Origin of the sequence: Rossellomorea marisflavi, from assembly GCF_022170785.1 — a bacterium.
Classification (GTDB): Bacteria; Bacillota; Bacilli; order Bacillales; family Bacillaceae_B; genus Rossellomorea; species Rossellomorea marisflavi_B.
Window position 1 is genome coordinate 953,663 of record NZ_CP081870.1, and the last position, 16,492, is coordinate 970,154.

17 protein-coding genes, 1 pseudogene and 2 riboswitches are annotated in these 16,492 nt (G+C 50.3%); of the genes and pseudogenes, 10 read left to right on the forward strand and 8 right to left on the reverse strand.

Annotated features, from left to right (window positions below; all coding sequences use genetic code 11):
• The first annotated feature begins 25 nt into the window (after positions 1 to 25).
• The 4 genes from K6T23_RS05130 to K6T23_RS05145 all read left to right on the forward strand — a co-directional run bounded on the left by K6T23_RS05130 (position 26) and on the right by K6T23_RS05145 (position 4,319).
• Positions 26 to 1,435, forward strand: a complete 1,410-nt coding sequence (locus K6T23_RS05130; RefSeq protein WP_238283785.1) for an MFS transporter — start codon at positions 26 to 28, stop codon at positions 1,433 to 1,435.
• Between the two features lie 202 nt (positions 1,436 to 1,637).
• Complete coding sequence (locus tag K6T23_RS05135; RefSeq protein ID WP_238283786.1) at positions 1,638 to 2,204, forward strand: class I SAM-dependent methyltransferase; 567 nt, start codon at positions 1,638 to 1,640, stop codon at positions 2,202 to 2,204.
• A gap of 22 nt (positions 2,205 to 2,226) precedes the next feature.
• Positions 2,227 to 2,913 carry a response regulator transcription factor gene (locus K6T23_RS05140; protein WP_238283787.1) on the forward strand — a complete coding sequence of 229 codons (687 nt, stop codon included), beginning with the start codon at positions 2,227 to 2,229 and terminating at the stop codon, positions 2,911 to 2,913.
• Positions 2,910 to 4,319 (forward strand): sensor histidine kinase, encoded by a 1,410-nt coding sequence (locus K6T23_RS05145; protein ID WP_238283788.1) that lies wholly within the window; start codon positions 2,910 to 2,912, stop codon positions 4,317 to 4,319. The genes K6T23_RS05140 and K6T23_RS05145 overlap by 4 nt, the downstream gene beginning before the upstream one ends.
• Before the next feature lie 529 nt (positions 4,320 to 4,848).
• Here the strand turns inward: K6T23_RS05145 and K6T23_RS05150 are convergent.
• Positions 4,849 to 5,676, reverse strand: coding sequence for a TrmB family transcriptional regulator (locus tag K6T23_RS05150; RefSeq protein WP_238283789.1), 828 nt, complete (start codon positions 5,674 to 5,676; stop codon positions 4,849 to 4,851).
• A gap of 127 nt (positions 5,677 to 5,803) precedes the next feature.
• Between K6T23_RS05150 and K6T23_RS05155 the strand changes: the two genes are divergently transcribed.
• Positions 5,804 to 6,427, forward strand: coding sequence for a homoserine/threonine efflux transporter (locus K6T23_RS05155; protein ID WP_218245513.1), 624 nt, complete (start codon positions 5,804 to 5,806; stop codon positions 6,425 to 6,427).
• A gap of 43 nt (positions 6,428 to 6,470) precedes the next feature.
• Here K6T23_RS05155 and K6T23_RS05160 read toward each other — a convergent pair whose 3' ends face one another.
• The gene (locus K6T23_RS05160) at positions 6,471 to 6,887 is read right to left on the reverse strand and encodes a VOC family protein (protein WP_238283790.1); all 417 of its coding nucleotides are present in this window, start codon (positions 6,885 to 6,887) and stop codon (positions 6,471 to 6,473) included.
• Between the two features lie 192 nt (positions 6,888 to 7,079).
• Between K6T23_RS05160 and K6T23_RS05165 the strand changes: the two genes are divergently transcribed.
• The 4 genes from K6T23_RS05165 to K6T23_RS05180 all read left to right on the forward strand — a co-directional run bounded on the left by K6T23_RS05165 (position 7,080) and on the right by K6T23_RS05180 (position 9,631).
• Positions 7,080 to 7,358, forward strand: a complete 279-nt coding sequence (locus K6T23_RS05165; RefSeq protein ID WP_238283791.1) for a hypothetical protein — start codon at positions 7,080 to 7,082, stop codon at positions 7,356 to 7,358.
• A gap of 175 nt (positions 7,359 to 7,533) precedes the next feature.
• Positions 7,534 to 8,268, forward strand: coding sequence for an ABC transporter permease subunit (locus tag K6T23_RS05170; protein ID WP_238283792.1), 735 nt, complete (start codon positions 7,534 to 7,536; stop codon positions 8,266 to 8,268).
• Positions 8,265 to 9,272: an ABC transporter permease subunit gene (locus K6T23_RS05175; RefSeq protein WP_238283793.1), complete on the forward strand. Its 1,008-nt coding sequence runs from the start codon at positions 8,265 to 8,267 to the stop codon at positions 9,270 to 9,272. Before K6T23_RS05170 ends, K6T23_RS05175 begins: the two co-directional genes overlap by 4 nt.
• Before the next feature lie 14 nt (positions 9,273 to 9,286).
• Positions 9,287 to 9,631 (forward strand): hypothetical protein, encoded by a 345-nt coding sequence (locus tag K6T23_RS05180; RefSeq protein ID WP_238283794.1) that lies wholly within the window; start codon positions 9,287 to 9,289, stop codon positions 9,629 to 9,631.
• A gap of 486 nt (positions 9,632 to 10,117) precedes the next feature.
• Here K6T23_RS05180 and K6T23_RS05185 read toward each other — a convergent pair.
• The 6 genes and pseudogenes from K6T23_RS05185 to K6T23_RS05210 form a co-directional block, all read right to left on the reverse strand.
• Positions 10,118 to 10,983 (reverse strand): annotated as a pseudogene (locus K6T23_RS05185) (GNAT family N-acetyltransferase).
• Between the two features lie 75 nt (positions 10,984 to 11,058).
• The gene (locus K6T23_RS05190; protein WP_238283795.1) at positions 11,059 to 11,508 is read right to left on the reverse strand and encodes a hypothetical protein; all 450 of its coding nucleotides are present in this window, start codon (positions 11,506 to 11,508) and stop codon (positions 11,059 to 11,061) included.
• A gap of 426 nt (positions 11,509 to 11,934) precedes the next feature.
• Positions 11,935 to 13,137, reverse strand: coding sequence for a M20 family metallopeptidase (locus tag K6T23_RS05195; protein ID WP_238283796.1), 1,203 nt, complete (start codon positions 13,135 to 13,137; stop codon positions 11,935 to 11,937).
• Between the two features lie 18 nt (positions 13,138 to 13,155).
• Complete coding sequence (locus tag K6T23_RS05200; protein WP_238283797.1) at positions 13,156 to 13,980, reverse strand: MetQ/NlpA family ABC transporter substrate-binding protein; 825 nt, start codon at positions 13,978 to 13,980, stop codon at positions 13,156 to 13,158.
• Between the two features lie 15 nt (positions 13,981 to 13,995).
• Positions 13,996 to 14,646 carry a methionine ABC transporter permease gene (locus K6T23_RS05205; RefSeq protein WP_048005662.1) on the reverse strand — a complete coding sequence of 217 codons (651 nt, stop codon included), beginning with the start codon at positions 14,644 to 14,646 and terminating at the stop codon, positions 13,996 to 13,998.
• On the reverse strand, positions 14,636 to 15,667 hold the full coding sequence (locus K6T23_RS05210) for a methionine ABC transporter ATP-binding protein (protein WP_079515068.1): 1,032 nt from the start codon (positions 15,665 to 15,667) through the stop codon (positions 14,636 to 14,638). The genes K6T23_RS05205 and K6T23_RS05210 overlap by 11 nt, the downstream gene beginning before the upstream one ends.
• A gap of 91 nt (positions 15,668 to 15,758) precedes the next feature.
• A riboswitch (SAM riboswitch) is annotated at positions 15,759 to 15,864 on the reverse strand.
• Positions 15,865 to 15,947: 83 nt separating this feature from the next.
• Positions 15,948 to 16,051, reverse strand: a riboswitch (SAM riboswitch).
• 238 nt (positions 16,052 to 16,289) lie between these two features.
• Here K6T23_RS05210 and K6T23_RS05215 point away from each other — a divergent pair.
• Positions 16,290 to 16,460: a hypothetical protein gene (locus tag K6T23_RS05215; RefSeq protein WP_238283798.1), complete on the forward strand. Its 171-nt coding sequence runs from the start codon at positions 16,290 to 16,292 to the stop codon at positions 16,458 to 16,460.
• Positions 16,461 to 16,492: the final 32 nt, after the last annotated feature.

The window sequence follows — 16,492 nt, forward strand, 5'->3', positions numbered from 1 at the left end:
ACATCAAAGGAGTTGACAATAGTATATGAAATTCAATAAGAAGAAAATCAACGTTGTTAGTATTGAAAAGGCCAAGAAGAGTGTATTCGCAACGGGTGTAGGGAATGCAATGGAATGGTTCGATTTTGGTTTGTATTCATATTTAGCCGTTATCATCAGTCAGAATTTTTTCAGTCCTGTCCAAAATGATGAACTGAAGCTGATCTTCACGTTCGGAACGTTCGCCATTGCCTTTTTAATGCGACCGCTTGGCGGGGTTATTTTCGGCAGGATCGGTGATCGGTTAGGGAGGAAGGTCGTATTAACAACAACGATCATCTTGATGGCTTGTTCGACCTTACTGATCGGATTGCTTCCTACTTATGATCAGATCGGGGTATGGGCTCCGATATTGCTCCTTGTTGCCAGGATCATTCAAGGGTTCTCAACGGGCGGTGAGTATGCCGGAGCCATGGTGTATATTGCAGAATCGTCTCCGGATAATAAACGGAATATCCTCGCAAGTGGGTTGGAAATCGGAACCCTTACCGGCTATATCTTGGCCTCTCTCCTCGCGAGTATCCTTTTCATCACGCTATCTGACGATCAAATGAGTTCATGGGGATGGAGAATCCCATTCTTGCTTGGTTTGCCGTTAGGCCTTGTAGGGTTGTACTTGAGGAAGAGCTTGGAGGAATCACCGATTTTCGAAAACGAACTTGCCAATGAAAATGAGGATGAGAAAAAAGAAAGTTTTGTGTCGATCTTCAAGAATCATAAAAAGGACATTATCGTTTGTTTCGTTGCAGTAGCGTTCTTTAACATAACAAATTATATGCTGTTATCGTATATGCCTTCTTATCTAGATGAAATCGTCGGATTGTCCAGCACGACGGGAACGGTCCTGATCACAGGTGTCATGGTCATCATGATTCCACTGGCCCTCATGTTCGGGAAACTGAGCGATAAGATCGGCAACAAAGCGACCATCTTGATTGGGTTGGGTGGTCTGTCGCTCCTGTCTGCTTTTGCTTTTTACTTAGTCAATCTCAATGGTCTGCTCTTCGTGTCACTGGGCATTTTGATCTTAGGTATCCTACTGGCGAGCTATGAAGGAACCATGCCTGGAACGTTGCCATCCATGTTCTTCAGTGATGTACGCTATCGCACCTTATCCGTCACATTCAATGTCTCGGTCTCCATCTTTGGTGGGACGACCCCTTTGGTTGCCACATGGCTTGTACACCAAACAGGGAACAACTTGGCACCTGCATGGTATCTGACCATTGTCAGCGTCATCGGTTTCTTCATCATCTTGTTCATGTTCACGAGTACGTCCGGTAAGTCCCTCAAAGGATCGTATCCGACTGTTGCGACTAAATCCGAGTACCAAGAAGCCGTGGAGAATCCTGAAGACTCCCTTTGGTGGAAGGCAGAGCAGGATGATAAAAAATAATTTTCTTTTCGAAAAAGATCTCCGTTTACAGTATGTAGATGGAGATCTTTTTCTGGTTGCTCTGTTTTAAGAAAAAAGAAATCACGGCTAGCTCCTCATCACCCATGCGTCATTTCTTAACTTTCCTTAAGATTTCCCCGTCCTTTTTCTTAAGGTCCGTCCGGTAATCTGTTGGAAACGATACGAGAAGGGCGAGGGACAGATGATGAGTGCGCTGCAGTTTGTGAAGGAATATGTGAAACAGCCGAGGACGGTGGGGGCGGTGATGCCGAGTTCGAAGGTGCTTGCCCGTCAGATGGTGGAGGCGATTGAGTTCGACAGAGTGGAGAGCATTGCGGAGTTCGGGCCGGGTACGGGTGTCTTCACGGAAGAGATCCTGCGGAGGAAACGGGACGGGACCATGCTGCTGGTGATTGAGGAGAATCGAGAATTTTTTGAGCTTCTCTATGAACGGTACAGCAAGCGGGACGATGTGGTGGTGATCCACGGTTCGGCAGAGGATGTGCGGGAGCATATGCAGAAGTACGGGATGAGCCGATTGGATGCGATTGTGTCGGGGCTTCCGTTCGCAAGCTTGCCAAATGACGTGTCACACGCTATTTTAAGAGTAACCAATCAGGTCCTCGCGCCTGGAGGCGTGTTCGTCACGTTCCAGTATTCCATGATGAAAAAGGCGCTGTTCGAGCGATACTTCGCAGGGATGGAATGGCAGCGGGTGTGGTGGAACGTACCTCCTGCCTATGTGCTTGCCGCGAGACCGATGAAATGATGAAGAGAAAAGAGTGGACCATATGACCGGAACGACCATCCTGATCGTCGATGATGAAGCAGACATCCGGAACATGATCGCGATTTATTTGAAAAATGAAGGGTATGGGGTGTTGGAAGCAGCCGATGCCCATGAAGCATTTGGCGTGCTCGAGGATAGCCCTGTCGACCTTATCATCCTGGACGTCATGATGCCGGGGATGAGCGGGGTGGAAGCATGCATGACGATCAGGCAGTCGTATGATATGCCCATCATCTTCCTATCGGCGAAGAGCGAGGACCTCGATAAAATTCATGGCCTCGCGAGCGGAGCGGAGGATTATGTGACCAAGCCGTTCAATCCCCTCGAGCTCATGGCCCGCGTGAAATCCCAGCTCCGCCGCTACAAGATGGCCCCGGGGAACAGTGAGCCTTCCCATCTTCTTGAAAAAGGGGATCTCACCGTCAACGAGCGGACGAATGAAGTGACCGTCGGCGGTCGCGAGGTGCGCCTCACCCCGAAGGAATTCCATATCCTATCCCTGTTGCTGCGGAATCAGGGACAAGTCTTCAGCATCGAGCAAATCTATGAAGCGGTGTGGAAGGAACCGTTCTTTAAATCCGACAGCACGGTGATGGTGCATATCACCAATATCCGCGACAAAATCGAAGAGAATCCGAAGAAGCCCTTCTATGTGAAGACCGTGTGGGGCGTGGGGTATAAGGCATGAGGTTCCTGCCCCTTAAACTGAACCTGAATGTGAGGCTCATCCTGATCTTCATCGCCTGCCTGGCCGCGGCGACGGTCACGTTTTTCCTCACGGTGTTCTATTTCACCCCCCTTGAAGACTACAGGAAGCAGGAAAAGGTCAACAATCAGGTGGAGAAGGTGCTGGCCGACTGGAAGGCGTCATTGGAAGCGGGAAACGTGAGCTTGTCTGATTCGAAGGGGATTGAAGAAGCGATCGGAACGGTGAAGGATCAGCGCGAAGAGTGGGGTTTCCTCGTCACCGATGCCGAGGGGGATGTGACGTACCGGACGGGGAAGCTTTACAGTGAAGATCTGCCGAAGCTCCTTGAGCAGAAGCTCCGTAATGACTATTCCAGCGAGCGTGACGAGAAGCAGGCACCCTTCATTTCCACGGTTATGTTCCAGGAAGGCTTGGGATACGTGGTCATTGAGGCCCCGTCAAGGCTCAAGGCAATCAATCCCACGACCTACAATCAACAGCTTTTACTCGCCTTTTCCCTGGCGGTCGTGGTGTTCCTTGTCCTGTTCGTGCTCTTCATGCGTCCGGTGACACGCTACATCGAGCAGATCGAATCGGGCATCGGACGGATTGTGGATCATGACTGGACGTATGAGATTCCGGTGAAAGGACGTGATGAGTTGTCCTCCTTAGCCGCGAATATCAACTGGATGACGGATCAGCTCCGGCTCCGGTTCGTGAGGGAAAGGGAGCTCGAGCAGTCGAAAAGTGAGCTTATCACGAATCTATCCCATGATCTCCGGACGCCGCTTACGTCGATCATCGGCTATCTGCAGCTGGCAAAAGACCAGAAGTCACCGGGAGATAAGGGGTATGTGGACACCACCTACCGCCTGTCACTCAAGCTGAAGGGGCTCATGGACGAGCTGTTCGAGTATACAAAGCTCACCCATCATCAGGTCGAGCTCCAGACCGATCGGGTCGACTTTGCCGCCTTGCTCCACCAGCTTGTCGGGGAGTACACCCCGATCCTCGAAGGGAAGGGTCTCTATGTCGAGATGGACGTGCCGGAAGAACCCGTCCTCGTCACCGTGGATATCGAGAAGATGATTCGCGTGTTCGATAACCTCCTTTCCAACGTAGAGAAGTACAGCCTGGAAGGGACGATCAATCTCAGGATGAGAGTGGAAGGGGACCAGGTGCTCACCAGTCTCTCGAATCCATCCGACCCTGTGGACCCAGAAGAACTGCACCGGCTCTTCGACCAGTTCTACCGATTGGACGAAGCACGTTCCACCAAGATCGCCGGATCCGGTCTTGGGCTCGCCATTGCAAAGCGCATCGTCGAGCTTCATGACGGGGAGATCTGGGCAGAGAGTGGGGAAGGTGAGCTGACTGTGTGGGTGGCGCTGCCGGTTAGAGGATAGAAAGGGAAAGGCGCTGCTTCCGAGTGGAGGCAGCGCCTTTTTATTTGGATGAAATGTTACTTTTTTGTTTGTATAAAAATGGTATAATTGTTTTGTATCTTTCATCCGTAACTGATAGATTTGTTGAAGTATACAGGAGGTATGCATGAGAAATCTTGCATTTGAGCTATTCGAAAAACTTATTTCTTTACCTATATGGCTCCAACTCCTGATTGTCATTTCAGTATATTTTTTATTTTTTGTATGTCTCTTTTATTTATCGCGATTAATGGATATAGGGATCTTTGGTTCCAAAAGATAGTATTATAAAAGTCAAGATCCTTTAACGAAAAAGAAAATACTAAAAGATGCATTGTGGTGTACGTCATTAGCGACGGGGTCGTACGTGATAACATTTGTATTATAGTGAAAGACTAATGCTTCTTCTTAACAAACTGTGATAAATAGAGGTGAAAGGCGATGTTTCCGAGTGGAGACATCGCCTTTTTTCTTTAGTGTTCGGGTCCCTCTATTGGTGTATGGAATGACCTCACTTTAAATAATGCTTCTTAAAATCAGGATGGATCGAAAATTTCCGTCTGAGATTCACGAGGTTCTTTCCAAACGTTTTCTCCAGCTCATCCCGATGTTCCTTCATGATTTCCATGAGATAGAGGTCGTGGATCATGACCTCCGTGATGGGCATGACCAGTCCGACGTGCCTTGTCCAGGCAGCGCGGCTGTCGGTTCCGAGGGAGACGATGCCTGCCACCACTTCCACATCGTCGGCGCTGATGACGATCCAGTTGCCGCCGTATTCCTCTTTGATGGCAGAGCCCATGTAGTGGAGATGGACGTGGGCAAAGTCGGAGGAGATGTCGCCATATGCGATGATGGTGACGTTGACTCCGCGAAGGGCCGCTTGTTTCAGCTCCTCTTCCACTTCCGCATATTCCTCTTCCATGACTTCAAGAAGAATCCTCGTTTGTGCGGTGGCGATGCAGTTTTTCACTTTGTCGATGATTTCATTCCGGCCTGTAATGTTCCAAATGTTTTCCCGATCATAGGAGGATTGTTCAAACTCAGCGAGTGACTTCTCGGCCAGCTTGAAGTGGTCATTCGCTTCCCTGCGCCGATTCTTGATGAGCTCTTTCGCCGGGATCGGGGTGTACTGAGGGGTGGTGCCGGGACTGACGAGAATATCTCCCCTTCCCGCAAGGTGATCCAACGTCTCGTAAATCCTCGACCGTGGGACACCTGATTTTTTCGCTACGGCATAGCCCGTGAGAGGGGATTCTTCCAGGAGTGCCAGATAGGCTTTGGCTTCGTATTCGGTGAAATGCAGCTTGGTCAGTGTGTTTAAAAGGGTTTCGCTCATAGATCCTCCGTATGCGTGAGTTTATTTCTGTTAGTGTATCAAAATAGATTGATTATTTCTAATCGATTCTGGTATTCTTTTTAGTAGTTACTGTAGTAACCACTATTATCATGTTAGGAGAGGACACATGGACAACTTGCTTGCTTACATACCTGTCGCTACGCTTATGGTCGTCATTCCCGGCGCAGACACCATGCTTCTCATGAAGAATACCCTGAGTTACGGACCGAAAGCCGGACGCTTTACGGTTCTCGGCATGCTCTCGGGCCTTTCGTTCTGGACGGGCATTGCCATACTCGGATTATCCGTCGTGATTGCCAAATCTGTGGTATTGTTTACCACGATTAAATACCTCGGTGCTGCTTACTTGATCTACCTTGGAATCAAAAGCCTGATTTCGAAACAGACCCTTGCTGTGGATCAAATGGAACCCTCGGCGGACGTACCCGTCGATCGCCGCTATCATAAAAAGTCCTTCATGCAGGCCATGCTCAGCAATGTGCTGAATCCAAAGACCGTCATCGTCTATATCACCATCATGCCCCAGTTCATCAACCTGAACGGTCATGTCAACCAGCAGTTGATCATCCTGGCCTCCATCCTGACAGGACTGGCAGCCGCCTGGTTCCTGATCCTGGTGTATGTAGTGGACTATGCGAAGAAATGGTTGAATGATAAAAAACATCAACAAATGTTCCAACGAGTGGCGGGGATCCTCCTCGTCGGATTCGGAATCAAAACCGGTATATGAAAGAAGAGCTACCCATGATGTTGAGTGGGTAGCTCTTTTGCCGTTATTCCTTATGGACAAGGTGCCGGAATGACGGACTAAGCTCGCTCCATACATCGAACGCATTGCCGTCGGGATCGTAGAAAACGAAGTTCCGTCCTGCATGGCCACGGTCTTCAATCTCCCCGACCTTCATCCGCTGGGAGGCGAAATCCCCGTGCAGGGCTTCGAGTGATGCCAATCCGTCCACCTCGAAAGTGACGGAGAAGCGCTCATTTCCGCGGTAATCCGTGAAGTTTGCGCTCTCGCCTTCACCGGATTTCACCAGGAAGACGCTTTGGTTGGCGAGGTCGAGGATGGCTTTGTCGTCATCTTGGTAATTCAGCTTCGCGCCAAGATGGCGAACGTACCATTCTGCAGAACGGTTTATGTCTGTAACAGGTAGATAGATGGTACCGATTCGGATTAATTTATTGTTCATGAAACATCCCTCCAATGCTAGTATTATTCTGGTTTGAAGGTGAGTAATCCTTTTTAATCCAAAATTGAGAATACTAGGTGTTGGATATTTAGTATACTTGAAACTAGATAGTAGACATGGATAGGAGAAAAAGTGCAATGTGGACCAGCTAGTTTTTCGCTGCATTCCTATTACGATTGTGAGGAAAAATAATTGGAAAAAATACTTGTGGTGGTTGTCCTAGTCCTATTACTTTATGTAGCCGGGAACGCATTTTATATCGTCTTCAAGACGTATCAAGAGGATGATGAATTTCATCATCCCACATTGGAAATCCTTCCTGTTCATTGGATCATGGATTTTCTATTGTTCATCTCAAGAAAGCTCGCACCTGCTCCATACTTTGTCGCCCTTTTCAAAACGCTCTCGTTCCTATATGGGCTGTTTATCGTGGGGGTTGTCATTCTTATTTTGCTTGTTTTCTTTTTTTAGTACAATCATTTAATGGTATTTTATGTTAAAATAAGAAGAAAAAGGGGGTATCTGCATCCGATTCCTCACCAAAACAGCCATCATTCTTATTTCCATCATCCTTCTCGGCGCCTTCATCACGCTCTTCCGAGGCATCGATCTCAGTCTCTCCACCTATTGGAGCAGCCTCAAAGGGTTGGTCGTTTCACTCGTTCAACCGGGTTCCATCACGTATTCCACGGGTGACTACAATACGGGCAGCCAATACCCGTTGTTTCCATACGTCTTTGAGTTCTACGGCTATTCGCTTTCCATCCTTTTCTTGGGCTTCATCCTGGCCCTTGTCATCGCTGTCTCCCTCATCATGATCACCTTCCAACTATCGGTGAAAAAACGTACGGCACTCATGAAGCTGTCCACCATCCTGGAGGCGGTGCCCGACCTGTTCGTCATCGCCATGGCCCAGCTGTTCATCATTTTCCTGTTCAAGCAGACGGGGATCCTGTTCTTTGATGTGGTCGGCGCCTATGAACGGCCGTTTATCCTGCCTCTCATCACCTATACGATCCTTCCCACCATCTTCCTGTACCGGACGCTGACGCTCCTATTCGATGAAGAGTTGCGGAAGCCCTACGTGGAGCTTGCGAGGGGGAAGGGGCTGACGGATTTTCGTGTGCTATTCGTCCATGTGTTCCGCAATGGGCTGATGGGTCTCCTCCATCATTCCAAGATGATCCTGGCCTTCATGCTCTCAAACCTCATCATGCTGGAGATCATCTTCAATACGAGGGGCATCACCTGGTTCGTCTATCATCATCCGACCCCGGAAATCGCCACCGTGAGCATTCTGCTCCTTGCCGTTCCGATCCTTCTCTTTGAGCAGGGGATGAATAAGCTGAAATCAAGCATCGTCGGAGGTGAAGAGGGGTGAAGGCATTCAAGAATCTCTCGTTTGTGATCGGCTTTTCGTTCATTGCCCTCATACTTGGAGGGAGCCTCGTTTACGGGTGGGTGTGCGGTGATGCCATCCCTGTCGTTCCGTTGAAGTTCGGAGAGGAAGGGGCGATCAAACCGCCCTATGGACCGATGGACCACCTCCCGTTCGGCACCAACGCCCTGGGGCAAAGCATGTTCCTCGTGATGGTGGTCGGGGCGAAATTCACCCTGGGGATCGCCTTCCTTGTGGCGTTTCTGCGCTTTGTCCTGTCTGCCTTCATCGGGACCGTGATGACCTTGTACGTTCCGAAGTTCACCGCGTGGATCCGTCCATTCCTGCAAACCTTCTATTATTATCCCATCACACTCCTGGCCTTCATGATGCTGTATTGGGTGCTGTTCGAGGACGGCCTCGTGGGTGGAGAGTTCAGCTACTCCTTCAGCGCACGGGTGCTGATCGAACTCGCAGTCCTCACCCTTGCAGCCTTCCCGATTTCCACCCTCATCGTGTCCAATGAAGTGAAGGACATCATGAAGCAGGAGTTCATGGAAAGCGTCCAAGTTCTCGGCGGGAATCGGCGACACATCCTCCGGAAGCATCTTCTTCCGTTCCTGAAGCCGCGGTTCGTCATCCTCTTTTTGAGGGAAGCGATCCAAGTGTTGATCCTCCTTTCCCACCTCGGTATCCTCGGCATCTTCTTTGGAGGAGGGGCATTGATGGAAGATCTATTCGGGAACTCTGCCATGGCCTCCCTCTCAAACGAATGGTCGGGCCTCATCGGAAGGGATTTTAAGTATCTATTTACTACATATACATGGATCCCCTTCATGCCCATCCTTTTTCTGACGCTATCCATCATCGCACTCAAGCTCATGGTGGAAGGATATCAGGAGGCGTATGGGGGAGTGGGAGAGAAAAGGAAAGACGTGCCCGTTGCAGAAGATACCCGCTTGAACGGAAAAGGAGATTTTGAACGGATAGATCGAAAAATTGGTTAAAGGGGGAAATATGTATGAAAAAATGTTCATTCCTGATCGTCGGTGTCATCCTGTTCCTGATGGGGTGCGGAAACAATGGAAACGAGACCATCGACAGTACGGACGCCGAATTCATCGCCATCGTCCAACTGGAGCAGGACCTTCACATCTATAATGAAACCGCCAGTGAGCCAATCAACATCAACGACCTTGAACTCCTCTCGAACGACACCGTCTTCAGCAGCACCTCGAAAGCATGGGAAGTGTCGTTCAACTACAAAGACGGTCTCACCAACAAGACCGTCGCCACCAACGCCGTAGCCCAGTACAGTGTGGATCCGTCCGGTGAAATCACGGCGACCACGCATTCGTTTGAATAGGGAGGAGACAGCCGGGGATCTAACACTGACGCCATCGGTTAGCCTAGGGAGTGTGTTAATTGAAAAGGAATAATCTGAAGATATTCACCCACATCTCATCCTTTATAGCTCTAGCCATGATTATGGTTGTACCACTATTCCTCCTTTTAACCACTACTGGAGAGAATGGAGTTCCCATTATTCGACCGTTGGTACGACTTACTTTCCTGCTTTCAGTGTTCGGCATACCACTTAGTATCGTCTCCATGTTCAGCAGAGAAAACCTAGCAAAGAGAATCATCGTTTTCATGATCAATGTATCACCGCTCGGTATTCTTGGTTACGGTCTAATGATGGAGTTTGTTGATGAGTTTCTTAGAACGGCACCTTGATGGGATATAGTCAAAGAATAGCTTCATTCATATGGATGAAGCTATTCTATTTTTGATATACAATTTACTAGACTGCAATTTCAAGTTTTGCGATAGGGGGATTGGCTACATTTTTTTATAGTAGAGAATGACGCTTATACACTTCGAGCAGTTCTTCTACTGGGATTCCGTCTATGGTCATTCCCGATATATCACTGCCTGTAATTTGTACGTTTTTTAGATTGCTGTTCTTGATGGTGGTACCTTGTAGTTCACAGCGTTCGAATGAGAGGGGATCCTGCTTTTCTCCGAGGCTCGTATCCATAAAACGGACGCCGCCCATCGTGACCAGCCTCATGCTACTGAGGAAAAGTTAAGGTCAGCGTAAGAGGCATGCGTGAGATTGATATTCTTGAAGGTGGAGTCACGAAGGTTGCAATTGCTGAAGTGCGTATTCATCAAGTTGCTGTTGCAATAGGAGCTTCCCTCCAGGGTGACTTGATAGTGCTCCGTGTGTTCCATCTTGCAGTCCTCATATTGGGTGAGGGATAGATCTTGCTGCTCCACGACGTTCCCGGCGGGGGATTGGCGCTTGATTCTCTTAATATAGCTATACTCATCTTCTGTCTGAAATACAGCTTGATATCCCATCTTTTCGTAAAAATGATGGTTGTTTACTTGCCTGCTGGACGTCTCCAGATCCCACGTCCTCACGTCAGGGAATGCCTCTTCGATGAGACGGATGACCCTTGACCCGATGTTTTGTCCCTGCACGTCGGGATCGACAAATATGCGGTCGATCCTGCCGAAGGAGCTCCCCGTCAGAGTAAGAATTATCCCGCCCACTACTACATCATGAGCAATGATCTTGAAATAGATCAATTCTTCGATCATATAGTTCGTCATCGCGACCGAAGAATATCCAGGGGGCTGAATATTGTAATCGACGATAGAGTCATCAGACAGCCATCTCCGTGCTTCTTCATCAAAGGTTTTTTTCATGATATCGGTCAGCTTCTCAGCATCGGACCTTTCGGCTTTTTGGATGGTAATCACTTGCCATCACTCCTTTTACGATTAATCCCAATAATGAAACGCGATTTCCCCAACAGTCTTCGGTTTCCAATAGGAAATCTGCGCAAGTTCCGCCCGGTTGAGGTGTTGAATCATCGTCGGTTCGATGGGTGTGTTCAGTTCATCAGTCTCCAACACGCTGTAGTACGGGGAAAACGCTTCTCTTAACACCATTCTGTCGACGAAGGAGATCCCCCCGAACCCGATGGCATCGGCCATTGCAAGATAGGGGTAATGGTCATTCAGCAACACAAAGAGCTCATCCCCATTCCAATTGATCCGGCAATAGGCGAAATTGGTTGAAACATCGGCGGATTCGAATGCCAGTACCCGCCCACCCGATTCAGCCGCGATGCTGTAGCAAAGCTTTTGAAATAGGGATAGATCCGTCAGGGGAGGTTCCCCAGACTGCGAATCGAAAAATCCTGTGACGCCGGTGGGAAGGATGATCATCGTTCAGGCTCCTTTCATGCTACTCTTATTCTACCAGATAATGGAGTCTTGGGAGTTGGTGATAAAGCGGGAAACTTGGTAATAAAAGAAGAAAGTTGAAAATAAACCGGCAGAGTTGACAATAAAAATGCCCCTCCAAAAAAAGTTGGTAATAAAATCTCGAAAGTTGGAAGTAAAAGTTGAAAAGTTGATAGTAAAAATTCAAAAGTCGGTAGAAAAACGGGGAGGTAGCTGTTTTGTGGAAAATAAAGGGTGTGATTTAAGCTCAAAACTCTCCATTTCAGACCTATTATGCCACATCTCTCCCAAACTAAAAGTGATCTCACATAGAAAAATGCCCCGATCCCCTCCAATCCAATAGCCCGTCACCCCCAACCCAACAAAAAAAGAGCCCCCATGACCAACCAAGGGGACTCCCACAGAACTTCAGCTCTCTAATGCTTTTCTTCTAGTAAACTCTTCTTTGATCTCAGCGAGCACCTCACCGTCCGTTACTAGTCGAAGCGCTGTGAGTGCCAGGCCTTTCGCTCCGAGGATCAGTGCTTCATCCCCCTTGGGCGATTTCGCCGCTTCGCGGAACTCATCCGTATGGGCGACGAGGCTTTCGGGTCCGATCTGGATATAGGGGTGGATCGTCGGGACGACCTGGCTGATGTTGCCGGCATCGGTGGAGCCGAGTCCGTTTCGCTCTTCGGTTGAAACATACTCGCCCAGTCGTTCAAGCTCTTCTTTAAAGACCGTATCATACGCGCGGTTCAATACCAGATTATCCACTTCATTCTGGAAGGCAATGACGTTCAGTTTCGCCCCCGTTGCCAGGGCGGAGCCTTCTGCGATGGCCTTCACGCGTGCCGTCACGTCGCTGCAGGTCTTGCGGGTCGCAGCGCGGATGAAGAAGCGGGCCTTGGCGTATTCCGGAACGATGTTCGGCGCGTCGCCTCCGTGGGTGATGATGCCGTGGATGCGGACGTCGTCGGTTACATGCTGGCGAAGGGCGTTGATGCCGTTGAACAGGCCGATGACCGCATCGAGTGCGTTGATGCCGTGATGGGGAGACCCCGCAGCATGGGCGGGTTTCCCGATGTATTCGAAGTCCAGGGGATCGACGGCGAGGGAGTTCGATGTGATCCGGGTGGAGTTCGCCGGATGCACCATGAGAGCGGCGTCGATCCCTTCGAGGAGTCCGTGCTTGACGAAGCTTCCCTTGGCGCTTCCGTTTGGGCCGCCTTCCTCGGCGGGTGTCCCAAACAAAACGACCTCTCCACCGGTTTCGTCGATCACCTTGCTGAGGGCGATGGCCGCCGATACGCTCGTCGTACCGATGATGTTGTGTCCGCAGGCGTGACCGAGGCCAGGAAGGGCATCGTATTCGGCGAGGAACGCAATGGCCGGGCCGGGTTTATCCGATTTGCGGCGGGCAAGGAGGGCGGTCTCGTGTCCCGCCACCCCGCGTTCCACCGTGAATCCTTCCGATTCCAGGAGCTCGGCATGGGTCTTCGAGGCGTAGAATTCCTCGTTGCCGATCTCGGGACGGTCGTGGATCGCATGACTGATCTCAATGTACTTTTCCTTATTTTCCTCAAGACTTGTGATGATCTGGTCTCTCAATGTGTCGACGACAGTACTCATTTCCATTCCTCCTCAGGATTATTCTCCGATCTTGCTCAGTGGGACGAAGGTCGGGATTGTGCTTCCGTTGTATTCTTTCTCGATGAAGTCGGCTGTGTCTTCTTCCTGGTAGAGCTCGACGATTTTCTTGAGTGTTTTGTTGTCCTTGTCTTCTGTGCGTGCAGCGATGATGTTGATGTAAGGCGTGGCCGTGTCATCTTCGTGGAAGATGGAATCCTTCACGGGATTGAATCCGGCGTCTACGGCGATGCCGTTGTTGATGATGGAGGCAGCGACATCAGGCAGGACGCGCGGCGTTTGACCGGCTACGACCGGGACGATTTCGATGTTCTTCGGATTCTTTTTGATTTTATCCAGTGAGCCGTTTCCATCGAAGCCTTCAGGAAGTTCGATGAGACCAGCTTCCTGAAGGAGGAGGAAGGCTCTTCCCATGTTGGTTGCTTCGTTCGGGACGGCAATCTTGGCACCATCCGGGATGTCATCTACTGACTTATATTTCTCAGAGTAAAGGCCGAGCGGAGCGATGACCGTGGTACCCACCGGTGTGAGATCGAGGTCATGCTCTTTCTTGAATTCGTTGAAATAAGAGATTGTTTGGAATGCGTTGGCATCAAGCTCGCCTTCTTCAAGGGCCAGGTTCGGCTGGACATAATCGGAGAAGCGGACGATCTCGATGTCGATGCCTTCTTTCTTTGCTTTCTTCGCGACGAAGTCCCAGATGCGGTTGTCGGAACCGCTGACGCCGATCTTGACCTTCGTTTCGTCTTTGCTGGCGCTTGAGCTGCAGCCTGCAGCGAATCCGCCAATTAATAGAATGAGTGATAGAATGATCCATTTTTTCATGTTGTTTTCTCCTCGCTATCTTCTTCTGATTTTTTTCGATACGAAGTTACCGGATGATTGCAGTCCCTGTACGAGGACGATGAGTATGGCGACGGTGATGACCATGACCCAGGTGTCAAAGCGCTGATAGCCATACGTGATGGCAAGATCTCCGAGTCCGCCTCCGCCGATGGCGCCTGCCATGGCCGATGCCCCGACGAGTCCGACGGTGGCGATGGTGAGGCTGAGGACGAGGGAGCTGAGTGCTTCCGGGACAAGGAAGCGGAAGATGATCTGGGTGGATGTCGCCCCCATGGATTCCGCTGCCTCGATGACGCCTTTGTCGACTTCAAGGAGGGAGTTCTCAATCAATCTCGCAATATACGGTCCTGCATAGAAGACCAGTGGCACAACGGCCGCGGCCGTCCCGATCGATGTTCCCACGATCAGGCGGGTGAGGGGCACGATTGCTACCATCAGGATGATGAACGGGACGGAACGGAAGATGTTCACGACACCGTTCAGGATGGTGAATATAAAGGCATTCTCCCATAGATGACCTTTCCTCGTGATGACGAGGAGCACCCCGAGGGGCAGTCCGATCACGGTGGAAAAGAGGAGGGAGAAGCCTGTCATGACTAATGTTTCAATGAGTGCGTCGATGATCTGCTGTGAATCAACTAGCATGTGGTGCAACCTCCTTCACGGTGACGTTTTCTCCATTCATGACAAGCAGTGCACGGTTGATCTCGCTCTCGGAGCCGATGAGCTCGACGATGAGATGACCGAATGGTGTGCCCTGCAACTCCGTGATGTTCCCGAACAGCACGTTCACATCGAGGTCGAAGCGCTTCGCCACCTGTGACAGAAGGGGCTGACCTGATGAGGCGCCGACGAAGCGGATCTTGTAGATTCGTCCCGGTGCGTTATCTTTCTGCACAAGCTCGAGGACCGATTCCGGGATGGAGTCGTTCAGCACCGAGCTCACGAAGTTCGCCGCCGTCTCGGTCTGAGGGGAGGAGAAGACGTCGAATACGGATCCGGACTCGATGATCTTCCCGCCTTCGATAACCGCCACCCGGTCGCAGACTTCCCGGATCACCGACATCTCATGGGTGATCATGAGGATCGTGATGTTGTACTCACGGTTGATCTTTTTCAGCAGCTTCAGGATCGACCCCGTCGTCTGCGGATCGAGGGCCGATGTCGCCTCGTCACATAGAAGGATCGATGGCTGGGTGGCAAGGGCGCGGGCGATGCCGACGCGCTGCTTCTGACCGCCTGATAATTGATCCGGGTACTGGTTTGCTTTATCTTCAAGGCCGACGAAGCTCAGGAGCTCCGTCACCCGCTTCTGGATTTCGGCTTTGGATTGTTTGGCGAGGATCAGGGGCATCGCCACATTGGCGAAGACCGTCTTGGAGTTCAGGAGGTTGAAGTGCTGGAACACCATCCCGATCTTCCGTTTCACCCCGCGCACATCTTTCGGTGAAAGGGCCATGAGATCCTGGCCGTCTACGATCACCTTCCCCGAGCTCAATCGCTCCAACAGGTTCACGGTGCGGATCAGCGTGCTTTTCCCGGCGCCGCTGAACCCGATCACCCCGCAGATTTCCCCCTGCTCAACCCGCAGGTCGATGCCGTCGAGGGCCCGGACTTCCTTTCCGCCGCTGTTATATACTTTCGTGGCGCTTTTGAATTCAATCATGTTCGTCATGCCTCCTGGTGGTTAAAAATAAAAACCCTCTTCCCGAGGTCTCGAGAAGAGGGCATGGATTCACACGGAATCAATGGGTCCCTTCTCATCTCCCAGGCGCGTTGCCTGCTGGAATTGGCACAGTACTTTGTGGAAAGTCTGCTGCCGAAGCGTCATCGGGCCAGTCCCTCAGCTTCTCTGGATAAGAAATTATTCAATTAGGGTAAACAAAAGGCCCCTTCCTGAGACAGGAAGAGGCCGGAGATCCATAAGGAAAGAAAGATCCGTACTCTTCTCATCTCTCAGGCATCCGCCTGTTGGAGTTGGCACAGTGCTCAAGTGAGCCCGCTGCCGAGGTATCAAAGGGCCAAATCCCTCCACCTCTCGTGATAAGAAGTTGTATTTGTTTAACGTGAGCCCTATTCTACGCCGGACTTTTTCCTGCGTCAACACCCTCTGACAGAAATGAGACAGGCTGGAAGAAGTGGAAATGGGGTGAAAATAGGTCTATGGATTCAAAAGAAAGAAAATGAAAGCCTTTTATTTGGATGAGGATAATCGGAAAACGCTTCTATTTAACTAATTATTTATTTTTTTTACATTCATCCAATTCGGATAGTGCAATGAAGCGGAGGTGGCTCGACTCCTGCGGGAATGGCGGGCAGGTGAGACCCAGCAGGCGCAGCCGATGCGGCTCACCGCACGCCCCGCGGAAAGCGAGCCACCGCAGCGAAATGGAACGGTCCTGTTCCAATCGAAGAAAATCTTGGAACATTTCATTGACATCCATCCCCCATCCCAGTAAAGTATTAATTGAAAATGATTCTCATTATCAAG

Coding starts and splice junctions, on each gene's coding strand:
- K6T23_RS05130 (WP_238283785.1), top strand. CDS start 26: ATGAAATTCAATAAGAAGAAAATCAACGTTGTTAGTATTGAAAAGGCC.
- K6T23_RS05135 (WP_238283786.1), top strand. CDS start 1,638: ATGATGAGTGCGCTGCAGTTTGTGAAGGAATATGTGAAACAGCCGAGG.
- K6T23_RS05140 (WP_238283787.1), top strand. CDS start 2,227: ATGACCGGAACGACCATCCTGATCGTCGATGATGAAGCAGACATCCGG.
- K6T23_RS05145 (WP_238283788.1), top strand. CDS start 2,910: ATGAGGTTCCTGCCCCTTAAACTGAACCTGAATGTGAGGCTCATCCTG.
- K6T23_RS05150 (WP_238283789.1), bottom strand. CDS start 5,676: ATGAGCGAAACCCTTTTAAACACACTGACCAAGCTGCATTTCACCGAA.
- K6T23_RS05155 (WP_218245513.1), top strand. CDS start 5,804: ATGGACAACTTGCTTGCTTACATACCTGTCGCTACGCTTATGGTCGTC.
- K6T23_RS05160 (WP_238283790.1), bottom strand. CDS start 6,887: ATGAACAATAAATTAATCCGAATCGGTACCATCTATCTACCTGTTACA.
- K6T23_RS05180 (WP_238283794.1), top strand. CDS start 9,287: ATGAAAAAATGTTCATTCCTGATCGTCGGTGTCATCCTGTTCCTGATG.
- K6T23_RS05190 (WP_238283795.1), bottom strand. CDS start 11,508: ATGATCATCCTTCCCACCGGCGTCACAGGATTTTTCGATTCGCAGTCT.
- K6T23_RS05195 (WP_238283796.1), bottom strand. CDS start 13,137: ATGAGTACTGTCGTCGACACATTGAGAGACCAGATCATCACAAGTCTT.
- K6T23_RS05200 (WP_238283797.1), bottom strand. CDS start 13,980: ATGAAAAAATGGATCATTCTATCACTCATTCTATTAATTGGCGGATTC.
- K6T23_RS05205 (WP_048005662.1), bottom strand. CDS start 14,646: ATGCTAGTTGATTCACAGCAGATCATCGACGCACTCATTGAAACATTA.
- K6T23_RS05210 (WP_079515068.1), bottom strand. CDS start 15,667: ATGATTGAATTCAAAAGCGCCACGAAAGTATATAACAGCGGCGGAAAG.